General features: G+C 36.6%; 18 protein-coding genes, 1 other RNA gene and 1 pseudogene. 6 read left to right on the plus strand and 14 right to left on the minus strand.

Annotation, left to right across the window (positions count from 1 at the left end; all coding sequences use genetic code 11):
- Nucleotides 1-912: a Ppx/GppA phosphatase family protein gene (locus ESU54_RS03130; RefSeq protein WP_111843690.1), complete on the plus strand. Its 912-nt coding sequence runs from the start codon at nucleotides 1-3 to the stop codon at nucleotides 910-912.
- Nucleotides 913-962: 50 nt separating this feature from the next.
- Here the strand turns inward: ESU54_RS03130 and ESU54_RS03135 are convergent, their stop codons facing one another.
- The 11 genes from ESU54_RS03135 to ESU54_RS03180 all read right to left on the minus strand — a co-directional run bounded on the left by ESU54_RS03135 (nucleotide 963) and on the right by ESU54_RS03180 (nucleotide 12405).
- A complete protein-coding gene (locus tag ESU54_RS03135; RefSeq protein WP_111843691.1) occupies nucleotides 963-2063 on the minus strand; it encodes a LysM peptidoglycan-binding domain-containing protein in 1101 nt (366 codons plus the stop codon).
- A 201-nt stretch (nucleotides 2064-2264) separates the two neighbouring features.
- Nucleotides 2265-4238 carry an acyltransferase family protein gene (locus tag ESU54_RS03140; protein ID WP_146848076.1) on the minus strand — a complete coding sequence of 658 codons (1974 nt, stop codon included), beginning with the start codon at nucleotides 4236-4238 and terminating at the stop codon, nucleotides 2265-2267.
- A gap of 382 nt (nucleotides 4239-4620) precedes the next feature.
- The gene (locus ESU54_RS03145) at nucleotides 4621-5079 is read right to left on the minus strand and encodes a tRNA (cytidine(34)-2'-O)-methyltransferase (protein ID WP_111843693.1); all 459 of its coding nucleotides are present in this window, start codon (nucleotides 5077-5079) and stop codon (nucleotides 4621-4623) included.
- Nucleotides 5080-5181: 102 nt separating this feature from the next.
- Nucleotides 5182-5763: a hypothetical protein gene (locus ESU54_RS03150; protein WP_111843694.1), complete on the minus strand. Its 582-nt coding sequence runs from the start codon at nucleotides 5761-5763 to the stop codon at nucleotides 5182-5184.
- Between the two features lie 45 nt (nucleotides 5764-5808).
- A complete protein-coding gene (locus ESU54_RS17760; protein WP_170253254.1) occupies nucleotides 5809-5946 on the minus strand; it encodes a hypothetical protein in 138 nt (45 codons plus the stop codon).
- Between the two features lie 21 nt (nucleotides 5947-5967).
- A complete protein-coding gene (locus ESU54_RS03155; RefSeq protein WP_111843695.1) occupies nucleotides 5968-6579 on the minus strand; it encodes a class I SAM-dependent methyltransferase in 612 nt (203 codons plus the stop codon).
- Nucleotides 6580-6683: 104 nt separating this feature from the next.
- Nucleotides 6684-7526 (minus strand): DUF4595 domain-containing protein, encoded by an 843-nt coding sequence (locus tag ESU54_RS03160; protein WP_111843696.1) that lies wholly within the window; start codon nucleotides 7524-7526, stop codon nucleotides 6684-6686.
- Between the two features lie 140 nt (nucleotides 7527-7666).
- Nucleotides 7667-8440, minus strand: a complete 774-nt coding sequence (locus ESU54_RS03165; protein WP_111843697.1) for a type II CAAX endopeptidase family protein — start codon at nucleotides 8438-8440, stop codon at nucleotides 7667-7669.
- Between the two features lie 132 nt (nucleotides 8441-8572).
- Entirely contained in the window at nucleotides 8573-9883 is a 1311-nt protein-coding gene (locus ESU54_RS03170; protein ID WP_111843698.1) for a chloride channel protein, read from the minus strand.
- Nucleotides 9884-9903: 20 nt separating this feature from the next.
- The gene (gene miaE, locus ESU54_RS03175) at nucleotides 9904-10485 is read right to left on the minus strand and encodes a tRNA-(ms[2]io[6]A)-hydroxylase (protein ID WP_111843699.1); all 582 of its coding nucleotides are present in this window, start codon (nucleotides 10483-10485) and stop codon (nucleotides 9904-9906) included.
- Nucleotides 10486-10563: 78 nt separating this feature from the next.
- Entirely contained in the window at nucleotides 10564-12405 is a 1842-nt protein-coding gene (locus tag ESU54_RS03180; protein ID WP_111843700.1) for a DNA polymerase III subunit gamma/tau, read from the minus strand.
- Between the two features lie 91 nt (nucleotides 12406-12496).
- On the opposite strand from ESU54_RS03180, the gene rnpB reads away from it, so the two are divergent.
- Nucleotides 12497-12823, plus strand: an RNA gene (gene rnpB, locus ESU54_RS03185) — RNase P RNA component class A.
- A gap of 394 nt (nucleotides 12824-13217) precedes the next feature.
- On the opposite strand, the gene ESU54_RS03190 is transcribed toward rnpB, so the two are convergent.
- The 3 genes from ESU54_RS03190 to ESU54_RS03200 are packed head-to-tail and all read right to left on the minus strand — an operon-like array spanning nucleotide 13218 to nucleotide 15213.
- The gene (locus ESU54_RS03190; RefSeq protein ID WP_111843701.1) at nucleotides 13218-13751 is read right to left on the minus strand and encodes an RsmD family RNA methyltransferase; all 534 of its coding nucleotides are present in this window, start codon (nucleotides 13749-13751) and stop codon (nucleotides 13218-13220) included.
- Entirely contained in the window at nucleotides 13752-14507 is a 756-nt protein-coding gene (locus ESU54_RS03195; RefSeq protein ID WP_235004544.1) for a DUF3822 family protein, read from the minus strand.
- 43 nt (nucleotides 14508-14550) lie between these two features.
- A complete protein-coding gene (locus ESU54_RS03200; RefSeq protein ID WP_111843703.1) occupies nucleotides 14551-15213 on the minus strand; it encodes a hypothetical protein in 663 nt (220 codons plus the stop codon).
- A 127-nt stretch (nucleotides 15214-15340) separates the two neighbouring features.
- On the opposite strand from ESU54_RS03200, the gene ESU54_RS03205 reads away from it, so the two are divergent.
- From ESU54_RS03205 to ESU54_RS18050, 4 genes and pseudogenes are all read left to right on the plus strand, one after another.
- On the plus strand, nucleotides 15341-16762 hold the full coding sequence (locus ESU54_RS03205; RefSeq protein ID WP_111843704.1) for an ATP-dependent DNA helicase: 1422 nt from the start codon (nucleotides 15341-15343) through the stop codon (nucleotides 16760-16762).
- A 69-nt stretch (nucleotides 16763-16831) separates the two neighbouring features.
- Complete coding sequence (locus ESU54_RS03210) at nucleotides 16832-17410, plus strand: DUF4126 domain-containing protein (RefSeq protein WP_111843705.1); 579 nt, start codon at nucleotides 16832-16834, stop codon at nucleotides 17408-17410.
- Between the two features lie 51 nt (nucleotides 17411-17461).
- Nucleotides 17462-18172 (plus strand): annotated as a pseudogene (kdsB, locus tag ESU54_RS18045) (3-deoxy-manno-octulosonate cytidylyltransferase); the annotation flags it as partial.
- Between the two features lie 45 nt (nucleotides 18173-18217).
- Complete coding sequence (locus ESU54_RS18050; RefSeq protein WP_235004554.1) at nucleotides 18218-19276, plus strand: iron-containing alcohol dehydrogenase family protein; 1059 nt, start codon at nucleotides 18218-18220, stop codon at nucleotides 19274-19276.
- Nucleotides 19277-19282: the final 6 nt, after the last annotated feature.

A 19282-nucleotide genomic window follows, 5' to 3' on the forward strand; every position in this document is an offset into this window, starting at 1 on the left:
TTGTTGAAAATTGAAAAATACGGTGCAGTAGATATTGGAAGTAATGCTATCCGCTTGCTTGTGGTTACTGTGATTGAGCAAGAAGGCAAGGACACTCTTTTTAAAAAGACCTCTTTGGTGCGGGTACCCATACGATTGGGGGCGGAAGTTTTTCTTGAGGGAAAAATTTCTGATAACAGTGCCAATAGGATGATTGATGCCATGCAAGCTTTTAGGCTATTAATGAAAACCCACAATATTACCCGTTTTCGGGCGTGTGCCACTTCGGCGATGCGGGAAGCTTCCAATGGGAGGGAGCTTGCTGAAATTATTGAAACAAAAACAGGACTCTCCATAAATATTATAGACGGTAACGATGAGGCCGCTATTATTGCTTCAACCGATTTAAAGAACTTGATACAGAACGATAAGGTTTTTCTGTATGTAGATGTAGGCGGCGGAAGCACGGAACTGACCGTTTTTGCCAATGGTAACAATGTAACTTCCCAAAGTTTTAAATTAGGGACGGTAAGGTTGTTGGAAGGCCTTGTTGATGATCGGATTTGGGACGAGATGGAGACTTGGATTAAAAAGGAAACGAAGGGTTTTAAAAGAGTTTCATTGATTGGCAGTGGTGGAAATATTAATACTATCTTCAAAAAGAGTGGGAAGAAGATTGGGAAGCCTCTTAGCTATTTTTATCTTTCCTCTTATTACGAACTAATTAAATCGCTCACTTTTGAAGAGCGCATTACGGAACTGGATATGAATCCAGATCGTGCGGACGTTGTGGTTCCCGCCACGCGGATCTATCTTTCTGCAATGAAATGGAGCAGAGCTAAAAACGTGTTTGTACCCAAAATTGGACTTAGTGATGGGATTGTGAAGAGTCTTTATAATGAGAAAATTGCTGCGGAGCTTGAGGTGAATTAATGTTTAATGAATAATTATTAATGAGTAATTAATAATTGAATTTGTAACAATTACCTTAATGTCCGGTTGGATTTAAAACTTCCTTTTGAGGCAGATATCTTGCCCGCATCAAGGTAACGTTTGGTTACAGCGGCCCTGTTTTTGGCATCCGTCATAGGTGATGACCCATAGGTTTCGCGTATGTTGAGGTATTGATTGATTACCTTCATTTCTTCCCTGTCCCCACCATTTTTTAGTTGATCATAGGAAAGTCCGGCATTGCTAACAGCCTTTGCAACACTAGGCCAAAGATAGGCTGGCCTGTTCACGTGGTTATCCAGGAACAGAGCTGCAGCATATTCAGAGGAGAGCAGATCAAATAGTGCATTGCCGCCTAATTTATCTATTCTGTTAAAATAAAAAAGGTTGAAACGGTTAATGGCGTGCAAAACTTCTACAGCACAAACTCGATTGTCCATGCCTGCAGCAGCGAAACGATACGCCACTATATTGCTTCGGAAAAATTGTTTATCAGCATCAGAGTTTACCTTTTTGTTTTTGTAAATCAAATAACCATACGTATCATTAGTATCTGCTGATACATCAACATCAAACTGACCACAAAACTGCTCAAAGGCATCGGGGTATTTTTCTTTTACCAGTTTAATGAGGGCCGGTAATTCACCTTGGGCGGTTCCTGCGCCAAGTGTCCATTGAAACATGCCGAAACTCATAAAGGAGTTATCCCAAGTATTGACGGCATCCAGATTTCCTTCGTTTTCTGAGGTAGCCAATAGGGCATTCACTTCTGATTTGCTAATTTTGAGGCCAGCTAAGAGCGCTGGATTTTCTTCAATAAATTTTTCTGTAGTATGAACACCACGTCTATAAATTCCTTTTCTGAATTTTTTGCCCAAAAAGTTTTTAGCAGGGTTGTTTTGATATTGATAATATACCCGAGGGTCTTCTTCAATAATAATCACGTCAGCCCTTTCGGTACTGGCTTCTGGCTCACTTTCTATTGGTAATTGCAATACTTGGCCCACTTCAATTTTGCTTGGGTTTACTATATTGTTCAATTCCGCAATTTCACGCCATTTTGCTGTTGCGCCCAATTGTTTAAATGCTATTGAACCTAGGGAGTCTCCGCTTTTAATTGTGTATGTTTTCATAGTAATTTTTAAATGAAGTTGCACTTGCGTTCAAACTTCATTTGTTTTTGGTTAGTTACTATCAAATATACAGAATATCAATGATTTATGGATTTTTGTTGTTTATAATCTTATGGCTGGAACATTTTGCGGTTGTCAGTTGTCTGTTACGGTGTTTGGAGGTTTGTTTTTTTCTTTTTTATTGAAGAATTACTTCGAATATTATAAAAGATGATTTGAAGTTAAAAAAGAAAAAAAGTCATCTAACATTAAATTAGCTCCTTCAGCAGTGAGATGATTGGTGTCTTTGAAAGCATTTACACCGTTTATTGTTCTATAGCATGTGGTTAAATCTGGGCAGTAAATTGGCATTGGGTTGAACACGTAAAAATTAGTATCTACAGATGCTCTATTATTAACCTCTTTGTAAAATGCTTCTGGAAATCTACTATTTAAATAGTTTATACTTACGTTTGGGTTACATCTTTCATCAGGAATCCTAAACCATTCATTTTTACATATATCTTCTTCGTTAAATATTTGCTTATCAAACTCAACATTGGGTAAAAATAAAATCACCTGTATATCTTTTTTTTTTGTTTCTGAAATCACTTTGTCAAGTTCTTTAAGCCAAATACTTAATCCATAGCCTCTTTCCTTTTTTAGTTGAGAATGATCAATCCATTTATCACCATTTCCACTCAAATAGGGTCTTTCGTACAAATATCTATTTCTACTAGATAGGATTAATATGTCATCTTTATCCAATACAGATAAAACAATATCCAATTTCTCTATATCTTTTTGATCCCCCATTGGAATATTAATATAGTCTGGATGATTTTCATAAATAAGCTCTAGATTAAAATGATTCGTAATTTGACTTAACATAGGGATTATATGCAGAGAATGAGAATTTCCGATTACTCTAATTTTTGAGCAGTTACTAACGGTATTATAATCTTGCATTAATTTATTTGGAATTAGTCTTTGTGATTGCTTCTGACTGGTCGTCCCTAAATATAAATGATTAGAGTTGGGGCTCAATTTCATTTGCAGCATAAATAGCATAATAATCAAAGAAAACGGAAAAATTATTATTTTGACATATGTAGATTTTCTCCAATTTACATGCCGTAATGGTTTTTCGACAAAATAAAATGAAAATGAAGCTAGCATGAAGATAAGAACTAATTGAATGGGTAAGGTGTATTTATTAATTCCTATAGTCCAGTAACTTATAACTATTACCACCCAATGCCACAAATAAAGAGAATAAGAAATCTTTCCAATATATAATGAGATGGAATTGGTCAATATTGAGAATACACTTTCACTAGATGTAGCTTCTAAAAATTTTATTTTTGCAATAATTAGAACCGTTAAAACCGTAACCATGATCGTTGTAAATATGATGTATTTCTCTGAAAGAAATTGTACTCCTATTAATGAAATAAATATCAAATGAAATGGAATCTTTCCAAGTAGTTTTTCAATATAATATCCGTTTATTTTCAATTGTACATATAAAAGACACCCCATTCCAATTTCCCAAAATCTAAACGGCATCATAAAATAAGCTAACATTTGGTTTGTTCTTGAGAAATAAACATATAAAATCGCAGATGTAATACACGCAAATATTAAAAACCCCCTTAGTTTCTTAAGGTTTGTAAATTTTTTATTTCTTTTCACCGTAATCCATAAAACAATAGGAAAAATCAAGTAAAATTGTTCCTCTACACCTAGTGACCATGTGTGTGTGAATGGATTCAGTTTTGCGGATTTGCCCCAATAATCTACTGCGTTATAATATAGGTCAATATTTGAAAATCCTGGAATAGCAAAAATTCCAGTAAGTATTGATTCGTTAGGAAATTCACTGAAAAAGCTTATAAGAATCATTGTAATACAAATACAGAAAATCAGTGCAGGGTATAGTCTTTTTATTCTTCTCTTATAAAAGTTTTTTATATAGCTACTAACATCACCATCTTTTCTTTTTACTAGAGATGCTGTGATAACAAAACCAGAGATTACAAAGAAAATATCTACCCCTAGAAAACCGCTTGGCAATATCGAATTATTAAAATGATTTAAGATAACCGCTATAACCGCAAGTGCGCGCAATCCGTCTATAGCTTTGCTATATTCATCAAGATTTATTGCAATCTTCTTCTGACCAGTTTCATTCATTTTTTTATCTTGTCAATTTTTCCAGTAATAAGTTTTGATAAAGCAGAAATAAAATTTTTTAATAATATTCAATATCGAGCATTATAGGTAGTTGTTTATCATTTTCTTAAGGAGTAAAAATCTCATTAATTTTTCTTTTGAGCAATTATTTTATTCCTTCAAAATGAGGGTATCGCAGGTAAAATAGGAATAAACACAATTTTGTGTTTATTCCTATTATATGTTTAAACCTTTTATTAGCTTCTTACTTTCAAATATAACCATAACCCCTCTTTTCAAATTTTTATAGGGGAGGAGTTATAAACGGAGTTGTTAACGGGGCTAAATTGTGGTTAGAAAGCGGTTGCTATTATTGAAGTCTACTCTTTTTTTAAACTTTGTTTTACTGCGCTTTTATATTTCGGATACCTTCATAGACTACTATACTAACAGCATTGGCCAGGTTTAAGCTTCGGATATGAGGACTGTAAATAGGGATATTATATACTAAATCGGCATTTTCCGCTACTATATTTTCAGGTAAGCCAACTGATTCTTTTCCAAAAATCAGAAACATGTCGTCCTTATAGTCAATAGCGCAATAATCATGAGTTCCATGACTTGAGAAATAGGCAAAATGTTTCCCTTTATTTTTTTCGTAAAAGTCATCAATGCTCTCATATATGAAGAGAGTGATATGCTTCCAGTAATCTAATCCAGCTCTTTTTAATCGGGTATCGTTTATTTCGAATCCAAATGGTTTTACGAGATGTAATTTTGAGCCAGATGCTAAACTTAGGCGACCAATATTTCCTGTATTCATAGGAATCTCTGGTTCAAATAATACAATATTAAAAGCCATTATTTATGTTTTTTTTTGCTTTCAAATATAATCCAAAAACCTTCCTTTTAAAGGATTTAAGACTGTGGAGTTTTCACGGATTTATGGTTGAAAACAACACGCTTAGTCTAGTTTAAAATCCATCAATTTGATATTTCCATAATACAATTCGCCCGAAATTTGGTCTTTGGGCATTGCAAAATAGAGGTTGAATGTTTCCGTTTTAAACTCTCTGGTATTAAAATAAATAGGTTTTATATGTGGTTTTTTATTGGTCCCATAATCTATACAGGTTTCAACATCCTTAAAGCCTTCCATTTGATAATCTTTAAAAGTATCAGTAACCTCCGGATTGTAATGGTAGCCATAGTAAGGGGTTTTGTCGTCGGGTTTTACATCAACCAACTGAATGAAGTCGCCATCAAAAGGTCTTAGTCTAAGATTTTTATCTCTCAACACCACGTATAGATTATTGGGATTGAATGTTTCTTTTTCGTTGGTTAATGATTTTGCTTTTAGCTTAAACTGGATTTTCTTGCTGTCTTCAGGTATTCTTATATAATACCCCTTGAAATGCATTTGGAAGAGCCGAGATCGCTGGTCAACCTTTTTAACTTCGAGCTGAAAGGTGTTATCTACTTTAGTGGATTGACCGTAGCTTAAAATTGAATTAAAGGTAAATAAAATGGCGATTAAGGTTTTCATGTGTAATGATTATTGGAAACTAAACTTATATTTTAAAAGTATTTGTTACTCTGTCTGGGATTTATCATTGTCCTTCTCCTTCTCATCTTCTTTTCTTGGAGACAGCTTATACATTAACCAACCAAAACCCGCTACCAAGTGTAGTACAATAACACTTATTACAATAATGGAAAAGGTGCTCATAGAATTGTGATTTAGGTTTACTTATTTTTTCTTAAAACTACAAAACAAAAAGTTCTGAAACGTATCAAAAGGCGTTTTATGGTCTTCAGTTAGGCAACTAATTTTTTCGAATGCTTCACTGAATTCTGTTGTTAGTTTTTCTTGGCTGTATTGTGTTACATCAAGTCCACTACATTTTAAAGGGCCATTTTCTGAAAATGTCCCAATTATCAAGTATCTATTTATAGCATTCTTAACCGTTTGCTTATACTTTTCAATTTGTTCTGTGGTTGTTAAAAAATGAAAGGTTGCTCTGTCGTGCCAGACGTCGAAAGTAGTTGTGGGCTTAAAATCTGTAATATCGCTTACAATCCAACTTACTTTTTTTGCTTTTTTGCCGAGTCTTTTTTGTGCTTTTTCAAGAGCTTTTGCTGAAATATCCAGCACGGTAATTTTTTCAAAACCTTCTTCTAGCAAATAATCTACAAGTTTACTATCGCCACCACCAATGTCTATAATTTTGGCGGTTTTTTTTAGTTTAAAGGAATGTATAAATTCAAGCGAGGTTTTTGGTATTTCTTGAGTCCAACTTACTTGGTCTGGGGTTTTGGTATTGTAAACTGCTTCCCAATGGGTCTTTTTGTCTGTTTGCATTTTTTATTGCGTTTTGTGATTTAAAAACCTCTCTTTTCAAGGTTCGTGAAAAGAGAGATTTTATAAATGTCCCACTGATGGCGAAATTTTAAACTATCGCACTTTTATCTTGTGTATTCAAGGGTGTATTGTGAAGGGTCTCCGTAATACTCTTCGTTTACGTCTGTTGGATAACCTTCAGCGTCATACATATAGACGTATGAGGCTACTGCTATAGTGTTTTCTTTGATAGCGGTAATGTTGTTCTTTTGAAAAGGGAAGCTATAGCCCTCCATTCCACTAACATAGATGCCATCAAACTCCCAAAAGAACTCTATGAAACGCTCAATATAAATGGATCTGAATTGGCCGTAAAACGGGTTTATTTTAGCGTCATAAGTTATGGTAAAGGCAGCTATTGGGTCGCTGTTATTGTCAAAAGATTCGGCACTCACCATATTTCCAATGTTGTCATACTGAAAGATTGTGTATTGGTTGGCTTCAGTAAATTTGGTGATTAGGCCGTCGCTGTTCAGCTCCAGTTGTACGGTTGCGTTTGCGTCCCCTTCAATGGTTCCGGTCAGCGTTACTTTGTTTGCGGAGTAGGTTAGGGTAACGTCTTCTGAAGGGCCAATATATTTTGAAAGGCGGCCTTGGGCGTCATAGGTGAAGTTTTGTTCGGAGTTTGAGGGAAATTGTCCTGTTTCTACTTCTTTCCACTTTGTTAGGTAGTTGCCTGTGTAGGTAAACGTTGACTCATAACCAAAATTTGGATAATTGCCTTTGGCTTTGGTTAAAATGTTTTCTATGTTGTATTCATAATCTATCTTTAGGTTTTCTGAGACTTTTTCGGTTTTTACGTATTTTCGGGTTTCCAATGGCTCGTCTGAGTTGTCATCGTCAGAGGAACAGGAGATTGATAATATGCTTATTAAAAGAGCAGTGAGGAGGAATCTGTTGTTTTTCATTTTGATATTTTATATTAATATATTTTGAATGAGTTTAATTTTTTATATATAAACGAAAGTGTTTTTATTTAAGTTTGAAAAAAGAGGGAGTTATTCACGCAGTTGTTAACTTAAAAATAAAAATACGGTTTCTTAAATATTTATATCTCGTTTATCGAAAGATATTCCCACTTAATAACATACAATAGAATGGGGATAAACAATACCATCCATATTGCAAATACATAGTTTCCAGAAAATAGGTTTTTGCCACTTTCTATTTGAATAACACTATGGGTTATAAAAAAGAAGGTATTGCCTGCCCAGTGCATACTGCCCGTGAGCCATAGGTTTTTAGTTTTGACGAGAGGTATGATAAAAATAATTCCCAATAAGAAAAGATAGAGGATTGTATCCGGACCATCTGAAAGCCTATAAATATGGTTTAATAAATAGATACTTGCAGAAAGAATTATTAGCGATGGGATTGTAATCTTTTTATTAAAATAAGTGTAAACTACCCCCCGTGTTAGTATGTCCTCAGAAAATGACGAAAATAAAACTCCAAAGGCAAAGGGCAAACTGGCCGTTATAAGAGTAGATATATTGGGAATATTTACAATGGTTTCAATTCCCAAAGCAATAGAAACTCCAAATGGTACTGCATACAATAACAAGCCGAGAAATATACCCACTAATATGTTCCTTAATATTTTCTTTGAAAAAGAAAGTCCCCAACATTTTAAACCTTGTTTATTGTACCATTTTCCAAAAAGCCATGCAGCTAAAAAAAATAAAGTTTGGAAAACGAAAAAACCCAAAACATTGTTTTGGAATAGTATCATATATTCTGCAAGATGATATAAAAGAAATAGTGATATAAATGTCAGCGTTACTTTTAAACTGTCCTTGGAGATGTTGGATAGAGTTGCCATACTATTCTTTTTTAAACATATAATGAACCGATAATAATAAAAGTACAAAAGATATCAAATGATTTACTCGAAATGTTTCAGTTTTAAAAAACAATGAATGATGATTACTGAAAAATGAATAATAGCTGACTTTTATTCTGGGTTGTTTCGAAATTTTTTCTTTGTTTTTTTCAGCTCCTCTTCCTCCATTTGCGCACTAATAAACGGAATGCGCGGCGCCAGAAAATAACCAGTTAAACTCGCGAATAGTATCGGGATAAAATAGGTGAAACCCGTGAGCGTCGCCAGTAGAATGGTAGTGCTCATAGGTGTTCGAGTAACGCAGGCATTGATGGCAGCCATGCAACTTACAATAGTGAGTGATAAACTTATAGACGGAAAGATGCTGTGAATTAACAACCCAAGCGCCGTTCCGCAGAAAAAAAGCGGAATAATAAATCCGCCACGCCATCCAGATGTTACGGTTATGGCAATGGCAATAATTTTAAAAATTAACACGGCAGCCAGAAATTCCATCGTGAGATCGTCTGTAAGTAGTTCATTTATCTCAAAATGGCTGAAATATCTTGTAATTGGAAGATAAAAGGCAATGGTTCCTAATAAAAGGCCACCAATTAGAGTATTGACGTAAATGGGAGTTTTTAGTTTTCCGAAGAGATTTTTAAAGAATTTGGTGCAGAAAATAAAACACCAACCTACAAAAGTGGCAATTACAGCAAAAAAGACCGCCCAGCCAAAGTCGAAAACAGTAGCCATTTCGTAAGCGGGCAAATGCCAAGCGGGACCAAGCCCCAAATGTACAATAAGCGCAAAAACAATGTAACTAAAACCGCTCGCAACAAGCGCTGGAATAATGGCTTGGTAGTATTCTACAGCGTGTTTATGGTGTAAAATTTCTAAAGCGAAAAGGCTGCCGCCTAGCGGAGCCCCAAACAAAGCAGTAAAACCTGAAGCCATACCAGCAATACTTAAGGAGCGTAATTCTTCACCTTTTAATCTGAAAATTTTACCCAACCAACTTCCCGTTGAACCAGTAACTTGAACCAATGGAGCTTCTGGACCTAAACTTCCACCCGAGGCAACACAGAGTAGGGAGGAAAGGATCATTGAAGGATTATTTTTAGGATCCAGTTTTCCTTTGTTGAAGCGAATGTTGTTAACAATAAGTTGCATTTCGCCAGGATCGCCAATAAAATAGATAATTAAACCTGCCAAAAGACCACAGATTGCCATTACGGGAATTACGAGCCAGCCTTGATAAGCTCCTAAAACCTCGGTTAGAAACATCAATACCACCCAATAGCTACCAGAAATTATTCCTCCAATCAGACCAAGAATGGCCCAAAGAATGAACATTCGGCTAAAAACAAAAGGGTTGAACCGAATGGGACGGTCCAGTATGTCACTGTATTTAACGAGTTTTCTTCTTCTTTGTAGTTTCATTTCGAAGAATTTAAAAATTTTTACCCGTGAATGGATTGATGCTTGCCAAGATCTTTCATTACTTTAGCTTCAAAGGAAAGAAGGTCGTTCCACTTTTGGTCAACCTCTTTTCTGTCACCGTATTGACGCGCAAAGCCTAGGAACATCGTGTAATGGTTTGCCTCACTAACCATCAGTTTTCGGTAGAATTCGGCTAGTTCTTTGTCTTCCAGCTCTTCGCTTAAAAGACGGAAACGCTCACAGCTACGGGCTTCAATTAAGGCTGCGTAAAGCAATCTGTGAACTAATTGTGTGGTTCGGCTTCCACCTTTTGGGAAGAATTGCACAATTTGCATTACATAATCATCTTTTCGGTCGCGCCCTAAAACCCAACCATTTTCAATGATTTTATCATGAACCATTTTAAAATGACTGATTTCTTCTTTTACCAACGCAATCATTTCCTCTATAAGATCTGTGTATTCTGGAAAACTAACAATTAAAGAAATTGCTGTTGAAGAAGCTTTTTGCTCACACCAAGCGTGGTCGGTAAGAATGTCTTCTATGTTTTTTTCAACAATATTTACCCAACGTGGGTCTGTGGGAAGTTTTAAGCCTAACATATTAATTAACGATTAACGATTAATGATTGTCGATTTTTGATTTGCGATTTTGTTATTCCCCTTTGGGGGTTATGGGGACTAAATATCTAAATCAAATTCCTTTCGCAGTTTTTCAATCAACGGATTCATTTCCTTCATTTTTTCAAATTTCTCTCGAGTGGTGTAGGCGTATTTTTTTTCTGCGGTTTCATTTACTGTTATGTCTAGGTCTATGTTGTAATTCTGAAGTTTTTCACGCAGGAACCCCAGCAATTCATACTTTGCACGTTCCACTTCGGTTTTTATAGTTTGATTTGGAAATTCAAGATGAATGATGGAACCGTCCAACTTTGGAACGCCCATCGTTAAATGTGAAAGGAGATTGAATTTCCCGTCACTTTCAATGCTGGTAGTGTATTCCGTCCAAGCTGCCTGCATATCTTCTTCGGAAAAATCGTTGACGGGAAGGTTTTCAGCATCGGGTTGGTTAGCAACCATCTCTTGCTTTATTTCCTGCTTTTTTTGAATGCTTTTGAGTGAAAGGGCGGAAACTTTTTTTGCGTTTCGTTCCGCAAGAATTTGTGGTCGCTCAATTACTTTTTGAGGCTCGCCATTGTCTTCACTTTCGCTGGAAAATTTTTGGCTGACAAGTGGTTTATCCGCTTTATTTGTTTCTGAAATAGTATTTTCTGAAGAATTGTTTTCAGTGGAAATAGTTTCGGAAGGTTCGCTGACTTTGTTTTCTTCAACTTCAATTTCAACTTTTTTCAAAGGCTTCGGTGCAATGCTTCCTGCAGAAGTAATTTTTTCTGAAATAATCTTTTCACTCTTAAAATAGGAGGGAGGTATTACGAAACGGTCGCTATTGGAGTTTTTTTTTTCGCCCTGAAAAGTCAGAGAAGCAAGCTGCATTAAGCATAGCTCAACCAAAAGCCGCTGGTTTTGGCTGTTTTTATATTTTAGATCGCAAGTGTTTGCAATGTCGATACCATCAATTAAAAACTGCTGATTTGTTTTCTGTGATTGCTCAAAATACATGGCTTTAACTTGTTCGCCAACTTCAAGTAAATCTATAGTTTCCTGGTTTTTGCAGACCAGTAAATCACGGAAGTGGGAGGCAAGGCCCATTATAAAATGATGCCCGTCAAATCCTTTTGAGAGAATATCGTTATATGTAACTAAAACCTGTGGAATGTTGTTTTCCAAAAGTAAATCTGTAACCTGGAAATACCACGTATAATCCAGTACGTTTAGGTTTTCGGTAACGGCTTCGCGGGTAAGGTTTTTTCCTGCGAAACTAACTACGCGATCAAAAATTGAAAGGGCGTCACGCAAGGCTCCATCGGCTTTTTGGGCGATGATGTGTAGTGCGTCGTCTTCGGCTTCTATTCCTTCGGCTTTGGCAACATCTGCCAAGTGTTCTTTTATGTCACGAACGCCAATTCTTCTGAAATCAAAAATTTGGCAGCGTGAAAGTATGGTGGGTATTATTTTGTGTTTTTCGGTAGTTGCCAATATAAAAATGGCGTGTTTTGGCGGCTCTTCCAATGTTTTCAAAAAAGCGTTGAAAGCCGCAGAGGATAGCATGTGTACCTCATCAATAATATAAACTTTGTACTGTCCTACTTGTGGTGGTATCCGAACTTGATCTATCAGATTACGAATATCATCTACCGAATTGTTAGATGCCGCATCGAGTTCAAAAATATTGAAAGCGAAATCTTCGTCTTCCCTTTCGGTGCCATCTTGGTTTATTTTTTTGGCAAGAATTCGTGCGCAAGTGGTTTTACCTACGCCACGAGGACCCGTAAAAAGCAAAGCTTGCGCTAGGTGGTTGTTTTCTATGGCGTTTTCCAAAGTATTGGTAATGGCTTGTTGCCCAACAACGTCTTTAAAAACGGCGGGGCGGTACTTTCGGGCTGATACAATGAAGTGTTCCATAGTGCGGAAACAAATATAAAGATGTACAACGGGTTTTAAAAAAATAGACGTCCGTATTTTCCCATATTTATTAACATTGGAGTACTTTTGTGCAGCAGGCCGCCTTATCGTCCCGAACTTGCTTCGGGGAGGAAAGTCCGGACACCATAGGGAAGCATAGCGGCTAACGGCCGTCGTCCTCCTTCGCTGAAGCTACGGAGGATAGGACAAGTGCAGCAGAAAGTATGTACAGGTAATGCTGTAGTGAAACCAGGTAAACTCTATGCGGTGAAATGCCACGTAAACCTGTGCTTGAGGGTTCCCGCCCGATGCAGGAGGGTAGGCAGATTGAGCGTTTTGGTAACGAAACGCCTAGATAAATGATAAGGATTCGTCTTTTTGATGGATACAGAACCCGGCTTATAGGCCTGCTTTTTTTTCTTCTTCTTCGGCTATTAACTTAGCGATCCACTGTTGTGCTTCCTCCAAACTTCTAAAAACACCAAAGGGCCAATTGTAGAAAGTTTTTTCGAAGTTTGCATTTTTGATACAATTTTCCGTGTAACAGACTATGGCAATACCAACCATTTTTGGATATCGTGTATTGTAGAGTTCAGGATTTAGATTTATGGCGTATTGCTTTATGCGATTGTCAATATATCCAAAATTTCCTTCGGAATAATATTCCGCAAAAACCTCGTGAAGAGCTGCAATGTGTTCTAATTCAATTAAAACGCCTTCTTCCACTGTTCCCACTACACAATGTTTTGATAGGTCCATGTGAACGAAACCTAAATCGATAGTTTTGTTTGTAAACGACAAGATATTTTAATTTAATTAAAAAAACTGAATACGGAACTTCCGTATTTTCGAGATTCTACAAAATGGGGAAGTGAGGAAAGATCATTTTGTTTTGCGTGTTCAATAATAAGCAATCCTTCGGCGTTCAACAAAGAATTCTTGAAAATTTCTTCTATTAAATCCTTTAAAGTTTCCGAAGTGAAGTCATACGGCGGATCAGCAAAAATAACATCATATTTACCCGAAGCGTTTTCCAAATATTTTTTTATATCAGACTTTATTGCAGTAATAGGAAAAGAAAATTCTTCTGATACTTTATTGATGTACTGCACACAACCAATGTGGCCATCTACTGCAGTTATGTTCTGCACCCCACGTGAAGCAAATTCAAAGCTAATGTTTCCTGTACCACTGAACAGGTCCAGTACAGTGAGTTCGTCAAAAAAATACCGAACTCGTAAAATGTTGAAAATCGCCTCCTTTGCAAAATCAGTAGTTGGACGCACGGGTAGATTCTTCGGTGCGGTTAACCTTCTACCTTTATATATCCCTGAAATTATTCGCATTTAGAGCACATTTTTTAATATGAAATGATTGTGTTGACCGTCATGGCTCAGACTTTTCTTATTGGAAAAATTTGAATCTAAAAACTCAAGGTTACGGATGTATGTGTATGCAATTTTATAATTTTCGTCTTCTTTTTCAATTTCACCTAAAAGCATTACCGGAAGAGTCTCTGGGTTCAAGTTCAACTGTTCCATACAGAAAAGGGTGTAATAGATAAAATCTTCGGGAGTTTTATAGGTATAACTATTACAAAGTTGAAGTTCGCCGTTTTTCAAGACAATGCAATCAAAACTATTTTTCTGAAAATGTAAATACATTTTCGGGAGTGCATATTTTTCCTTATCCAGAATTGCTTTCAGCATAATGGTTGTGGAGTGGTAATAGCTGAAAGAGCCATATTTATCGAAGAAAAAGTTGTTGATGTTCATAAAAGGAACATAGACTACAACGATGTCTTGGTTTTCAATTACATCGTGCGCCATATAATCATTGGCCAAGATCTTTGAATTGAATTTTAAATATTCACTGGCCTTTGTCTCATCAAAAAGTGCGCCTGGGATAAGACTGTATATTGGTGTTGAATAAATAACGGATACTTCAGAAAAGGATTCATTCAGAATATCGTTTTTGAACATAATGGTCTCAATATCCATCAATAACTCCTCGGGAGTGGTGCTGTGGTCAAGTATTTTTTCAATGAAAAACACTGGTTCTTCGCATTCAGGATTTGTTACCAAAAAAGAAAGCCCGTTCAAAGAAACTTGAACGGACAGTCTGTTATTTAATGTATTTAATATGTTATTTATCTTTTGCAGAATCGTAAATTTTTGGCCAGTTTCCAGAAGTATTCACTTCTTCTAAGGAACCTACTTTTAAAACGGGTCCGTTCACACCATCTACTGATTGCACTTGGAGTTCTTGCGCTAAAAGGTCTTTATTAAGATCTGATAATATTATTGTTTTTGAAACTTTTGCTTCAAATACAGAGTAGGTGGCATCGTTTTTTACAATTTTACCAGATTTAAGGTCAAATTTTGCGGTAACGCCATCTACCGGCACATTCATCATTGTTTTGTATCGGTCTGTAGTACCGTAAAGTGAATCTTTAACTGGTGTAAAGCCCAAGGTGTCAATTAATGATCTTTCAATAAAATAACCATCAGTTATTCCGAAAGCCTTGTTTTTGGCAACATCGGCATAACTAGTGTCACGTCTTTGTGTAATAGCGAATTTTGCGGTATCAATAAAACTTACTAAACTGTCCCAATCACCAGTAAAACTTCCTGTTATCTCCTTGTGTGCAAGTTCTGCAGCCTGAATGTCTTTTAAATTTTCAATTACTTTAACGTAACGTGCTTCTTTAATTTTGTTGAATTGCACCGGGCCCATAACCGAGTTCCATAATTTCCAGCCCAAAAAGATGATGACAATCCAAAGAACAATCTGAATTATTAATTTCATTATTGATTTTATTTAAGTGTTGATTTACTAAAAGGTCTATCGCAAATCTACAATTTTTTTTTGTTCGTAAAAGTATATTCCGAAAAAATCATACCTATCTTTAAACCCTCATTGATAGTAGTGAATGATGAATGTATCAGAATTTTACGGTTTTTTAAAAAATGATTTCCCACATAACACCACCACAAAACAGGATATTGCGCTTCAATTGTTGGCTAAATTTGTGCTGAGCACGAACAAAAATGAAACGTTTTTACTGAAAGGATATGCCGGAACCGGAAAAACCACAATTGTGGGTTCTTTGGTGAAAAATTTAGGAAAGGTAAAAAAGCGTTCCGTGCTTTTAGCCCCCACAGGAAGGGCTGCGAAGGTAATCAGCAACTATTCAAACAAGCAGGCGTTTACCATTCATAAAAAAATATATTTTCCGAAGAGCGAAAAAGGTTCTGTTTCCTTCACTTTACAGGAAAACAAACACCGCGATACCATTTTTATAGTTGATGAAGCCTCGATGATTCCAGACATTAACCAAGAATCGAAGCTTTTTGGTAATGGCTCCTTGTTGGACGATTTGATGCAGTATGTATATAGTGGCAATAACTGTAAACTACTATTGATAGGCGATTCGGCACAGTTGCCGCCAGTGCATCTTTCCATCAGCCCAGCACTGGATGCTAGAGTTTTGGAAAACCAATACAACCGTGAAGTAATCCTGCTCGAACTGGATGAAGTGGTCCGCCAGCAAAAGGACAGCGGTATTTTGGAGAATGCCACTAGAATTAGGGAACGTTTGGACGATGAATTATATGAAGCATTTAAATTTTCTGGAGCAAATTTTCCCGATATCATTCGCCCTGTAGATGGACAGGAAATTATGGATGCTATCAATGACAGTTATTCTTCCTTGGGAAATGAAGATACGGTAATTATTGTACGTTCAAACAAAAGAGCAAATCTTTACAACCAAAGTATTCGAGAGCGGATATTGTTTCAGGAATCAGAACTTTCGGCAGGCGATTATTTAATGGTGGTGAAAAACAATTATTTTTGGGTGGATAATACCAGTGAGGCAGGTTTTATTGCGAATGGTGATATTGTAGAGGTTTTGGAAATTTTCAATTTTAAGGAATTATACGGCTTTCGTTTTGCCGAAGTGAAAATCAGGATGGTGGATTATCCAAATATGAAACCTTTGGAAACTGTCCTACTTTTGGACACTTTAACATCTGAAAGCCCTTCACTCACTTATGATGAATCAAATAAATTATATCAAGAAGTGATGAAAGATTACGCTTCCGAAAAATCTAAATACAAGAAGTTTTTGGCAGTAAAGAACAACAAATATTTTAACGCATTGCAAGTGAAGTTCAGTTATGCTATTACGTGTCATAAATCGCAGGGTGGACAATGGAATACGGTTTTTGTGGAACAACCTTATCTTCCCAACGGAATTGACAAGGAATACCTGCGCTGGCTTTACACGGCCGTTACTCGTGCTCAGGAAAAATTGTATTTAATAGGTTTTAAGGATGAATTTTTTGTAGATTAGTTCTTCAGTGTTCAATAGTCAACGCAGTAATTCATTAACTTCTTAACAATTCAATTCGTTAATTAAAAAATGGAAACTTTCAATATAATCATAAGCATATTTCTAGGTGTCGGCCTTGCGGCAGCCGTTGGTTTTCGTGTGTTTTTACCGCTACTTATTTTAAGTTTGGCAGGCTTCTATGATGTCATTCCTTTAAACGAGAGTTGGCAGTGGGTTGGAAGTCTTACCGCTGTAATCACTATGGGAGTTGCCACTTTGATTGAAATTTTCGGTTACTATATTCCGTGGCTGGATAATTTTCTGGATACCATAGCCTTACCTTTGGCAACCTTGGCTGGAACTGCTGTGATGGTCGCAACAGTGACGGACTTGAGTCCGGTTGTAACTTGGACTTTGGCCATAATTGCCGGTGGTGGAACCGCAGCGGCAATAAAAGGGAATACTTCAGCTGCTCGGCTTACGTCTAGCACCACGACTGGAGGATTGGCAAACCCAGTTTTGACAACAGTAGAAACTGGCACTTCAATAGTTATGGCAATGGCATCCATCTTTGTTCCTATTATTGCTTTTGTATTAGTTCTATTTCTTTTTTTCGTAATTTTTAGGTTTTATAAAAAGCTTCTCAAAAAGAGAGCACCAAGAACATAATCTTCTTATTTTTGAAATCATTTTAAAAACTTTGTCTTGAAAATAATAGCAATGATTCCCGCGCGTTATGGCGCGTCTCGATTTCCCGGAAAATTAATGCAGGATTTAGGGGGAAAACCCGTGATAGTGAGAACCTATGAAGCCGCAAAAGCTACAAATCTTTTTGATGAAGTGTATGTGGTAACAGATAGCGATGTAATTTTTCAAGAAATTGAAATGAATGGCGGAAAAGCCATTATGAGTCAAAAAGAACACGATTGCGGTAGCGACCGTATCGCCGAGGCCGTTGAAAATATGGATGTCGATATTGTTGTGAACGTGCAGGGCGACGAACCTTTCACAAATCGTGAAGGATTAGAGAAGGTTTTGTCTGTCTTCAACGAACCCGACGCAGATAAAATAGATCTAGCCTCGCTGATGACTGAAATCCACGACTGGAAAGAAATAAGCGACCCCAACTGCGTGAAGGTTATCGTAGATAAAGATAATTTTGCACTTTATTTTTCACGTTCGCCCATTCCGTATCCACGCGATAAAAATGTGGCAATGCAGTATTATAAGCACAAAGGAATTTACGCTTTTAGAAAGCAGGCCATCATGGATTTTTACCGTTTGCCGATGCGTTCTCTGGAAGCTGTGGAAAAAATAGAATGTATCCGTTATTTGGAATACGGAAAAAATATAAAGATGGCAATTTCAAACACTGTTGGTGTAGAAATAGATACACCGGAAGATCTTGCAAGAGCTAATAAAATATTAAAAGAGAGCAAACCGGATACCGTCAACAATAAGTTTAGAAACTTCCCTATGGTACCAAAAGTGGTTTTTGGGGAAGGATGTTTTGACCAGCTTTCCTCAATTCTTGTTTCTCAGAAAAAAGAAAAAGCTCCTTTCATATTTTTGGTGGATGATGTTTTTGAAGAAAATACTGAATTTACTGATAGAATAAACCTTCGCTTTAATGATAAATTGATATTCGTTTCGGCAGAAGATGAACCAAAAACCTCGCAGGTTGACAATTTGGTAAAAGATATTAAAGCAGAATTCACCTACACACCTTCTGGGATCATAGGCATTGGAGGTGGAACCGTTATGGATTTGGCAAAAGCCGTTTCTATTATGTTGATTAACCAAGGAAGTGCCGCTGACTACCAAGGGTGGGATTTAGTTAAACAAAAAGCGGTTTATCACGTGGGTATTCCAACTATTTCTGGCACTGGTGCCGAAGTTTCACGAACAACTGTTTTAACTGGTCCTTTACGAAAATTGGGTATTAACAGTGACTTTACACCTTTTGATCAAGTAATTCTTGATCCAGAGCTCACCAAAGGAGTTTCTAAAAACCAATGGTTCTTTACGGGAATGGATTGTTTTATCCATTGTGTAGAATCACTGAACGGAACTTTTTTGAATGCCTTCAGCCAGAGTTATGGAGAAAAAGCCTACGATTTGTGTATGGAAATATTCTTGAGCGATTCCCTTTCTGAACAAGAATCGCGCGCCAAGTTGATGATGGCTTCATGGCACGGCGGAATGAGCATTGCTTATTCGCAAGTGGGTGTGGCGCACGCTATGAGTTACGGACTTGGCTACGTCTTGGGCACTAAACACGGTGTAGGTAACTGTATTGTTTTTCAATTTTTAGAAGAATTTTATCCGAAAGACGTGGTGCTTTTCAAAAAAATGGTTGAAAAACATGGGGTGGAAATTCCACAGGGAATTTGTAAAAACCTTTCAAAAGAACAGATGGATACTATGATTACCGTGGCATTAGGGATGGTTCCACTTTGGGAAAACGCCCTTGGCAATAATTGGGAAACTATAATTACCCACGAAAAACTGAAACAATTGTATCTGAAAATGTAGTTTCAG

It is taken from the genome of Aequorivita antarctica (assembly GCF_007997155.1).
GTDB classification, from domain to species: Bacteria; Bacteroidota; Bacteroidia; order Flavobacteriales; family Flavobacteriaceae; genus Aequorivita; species Aequorivita antarctica.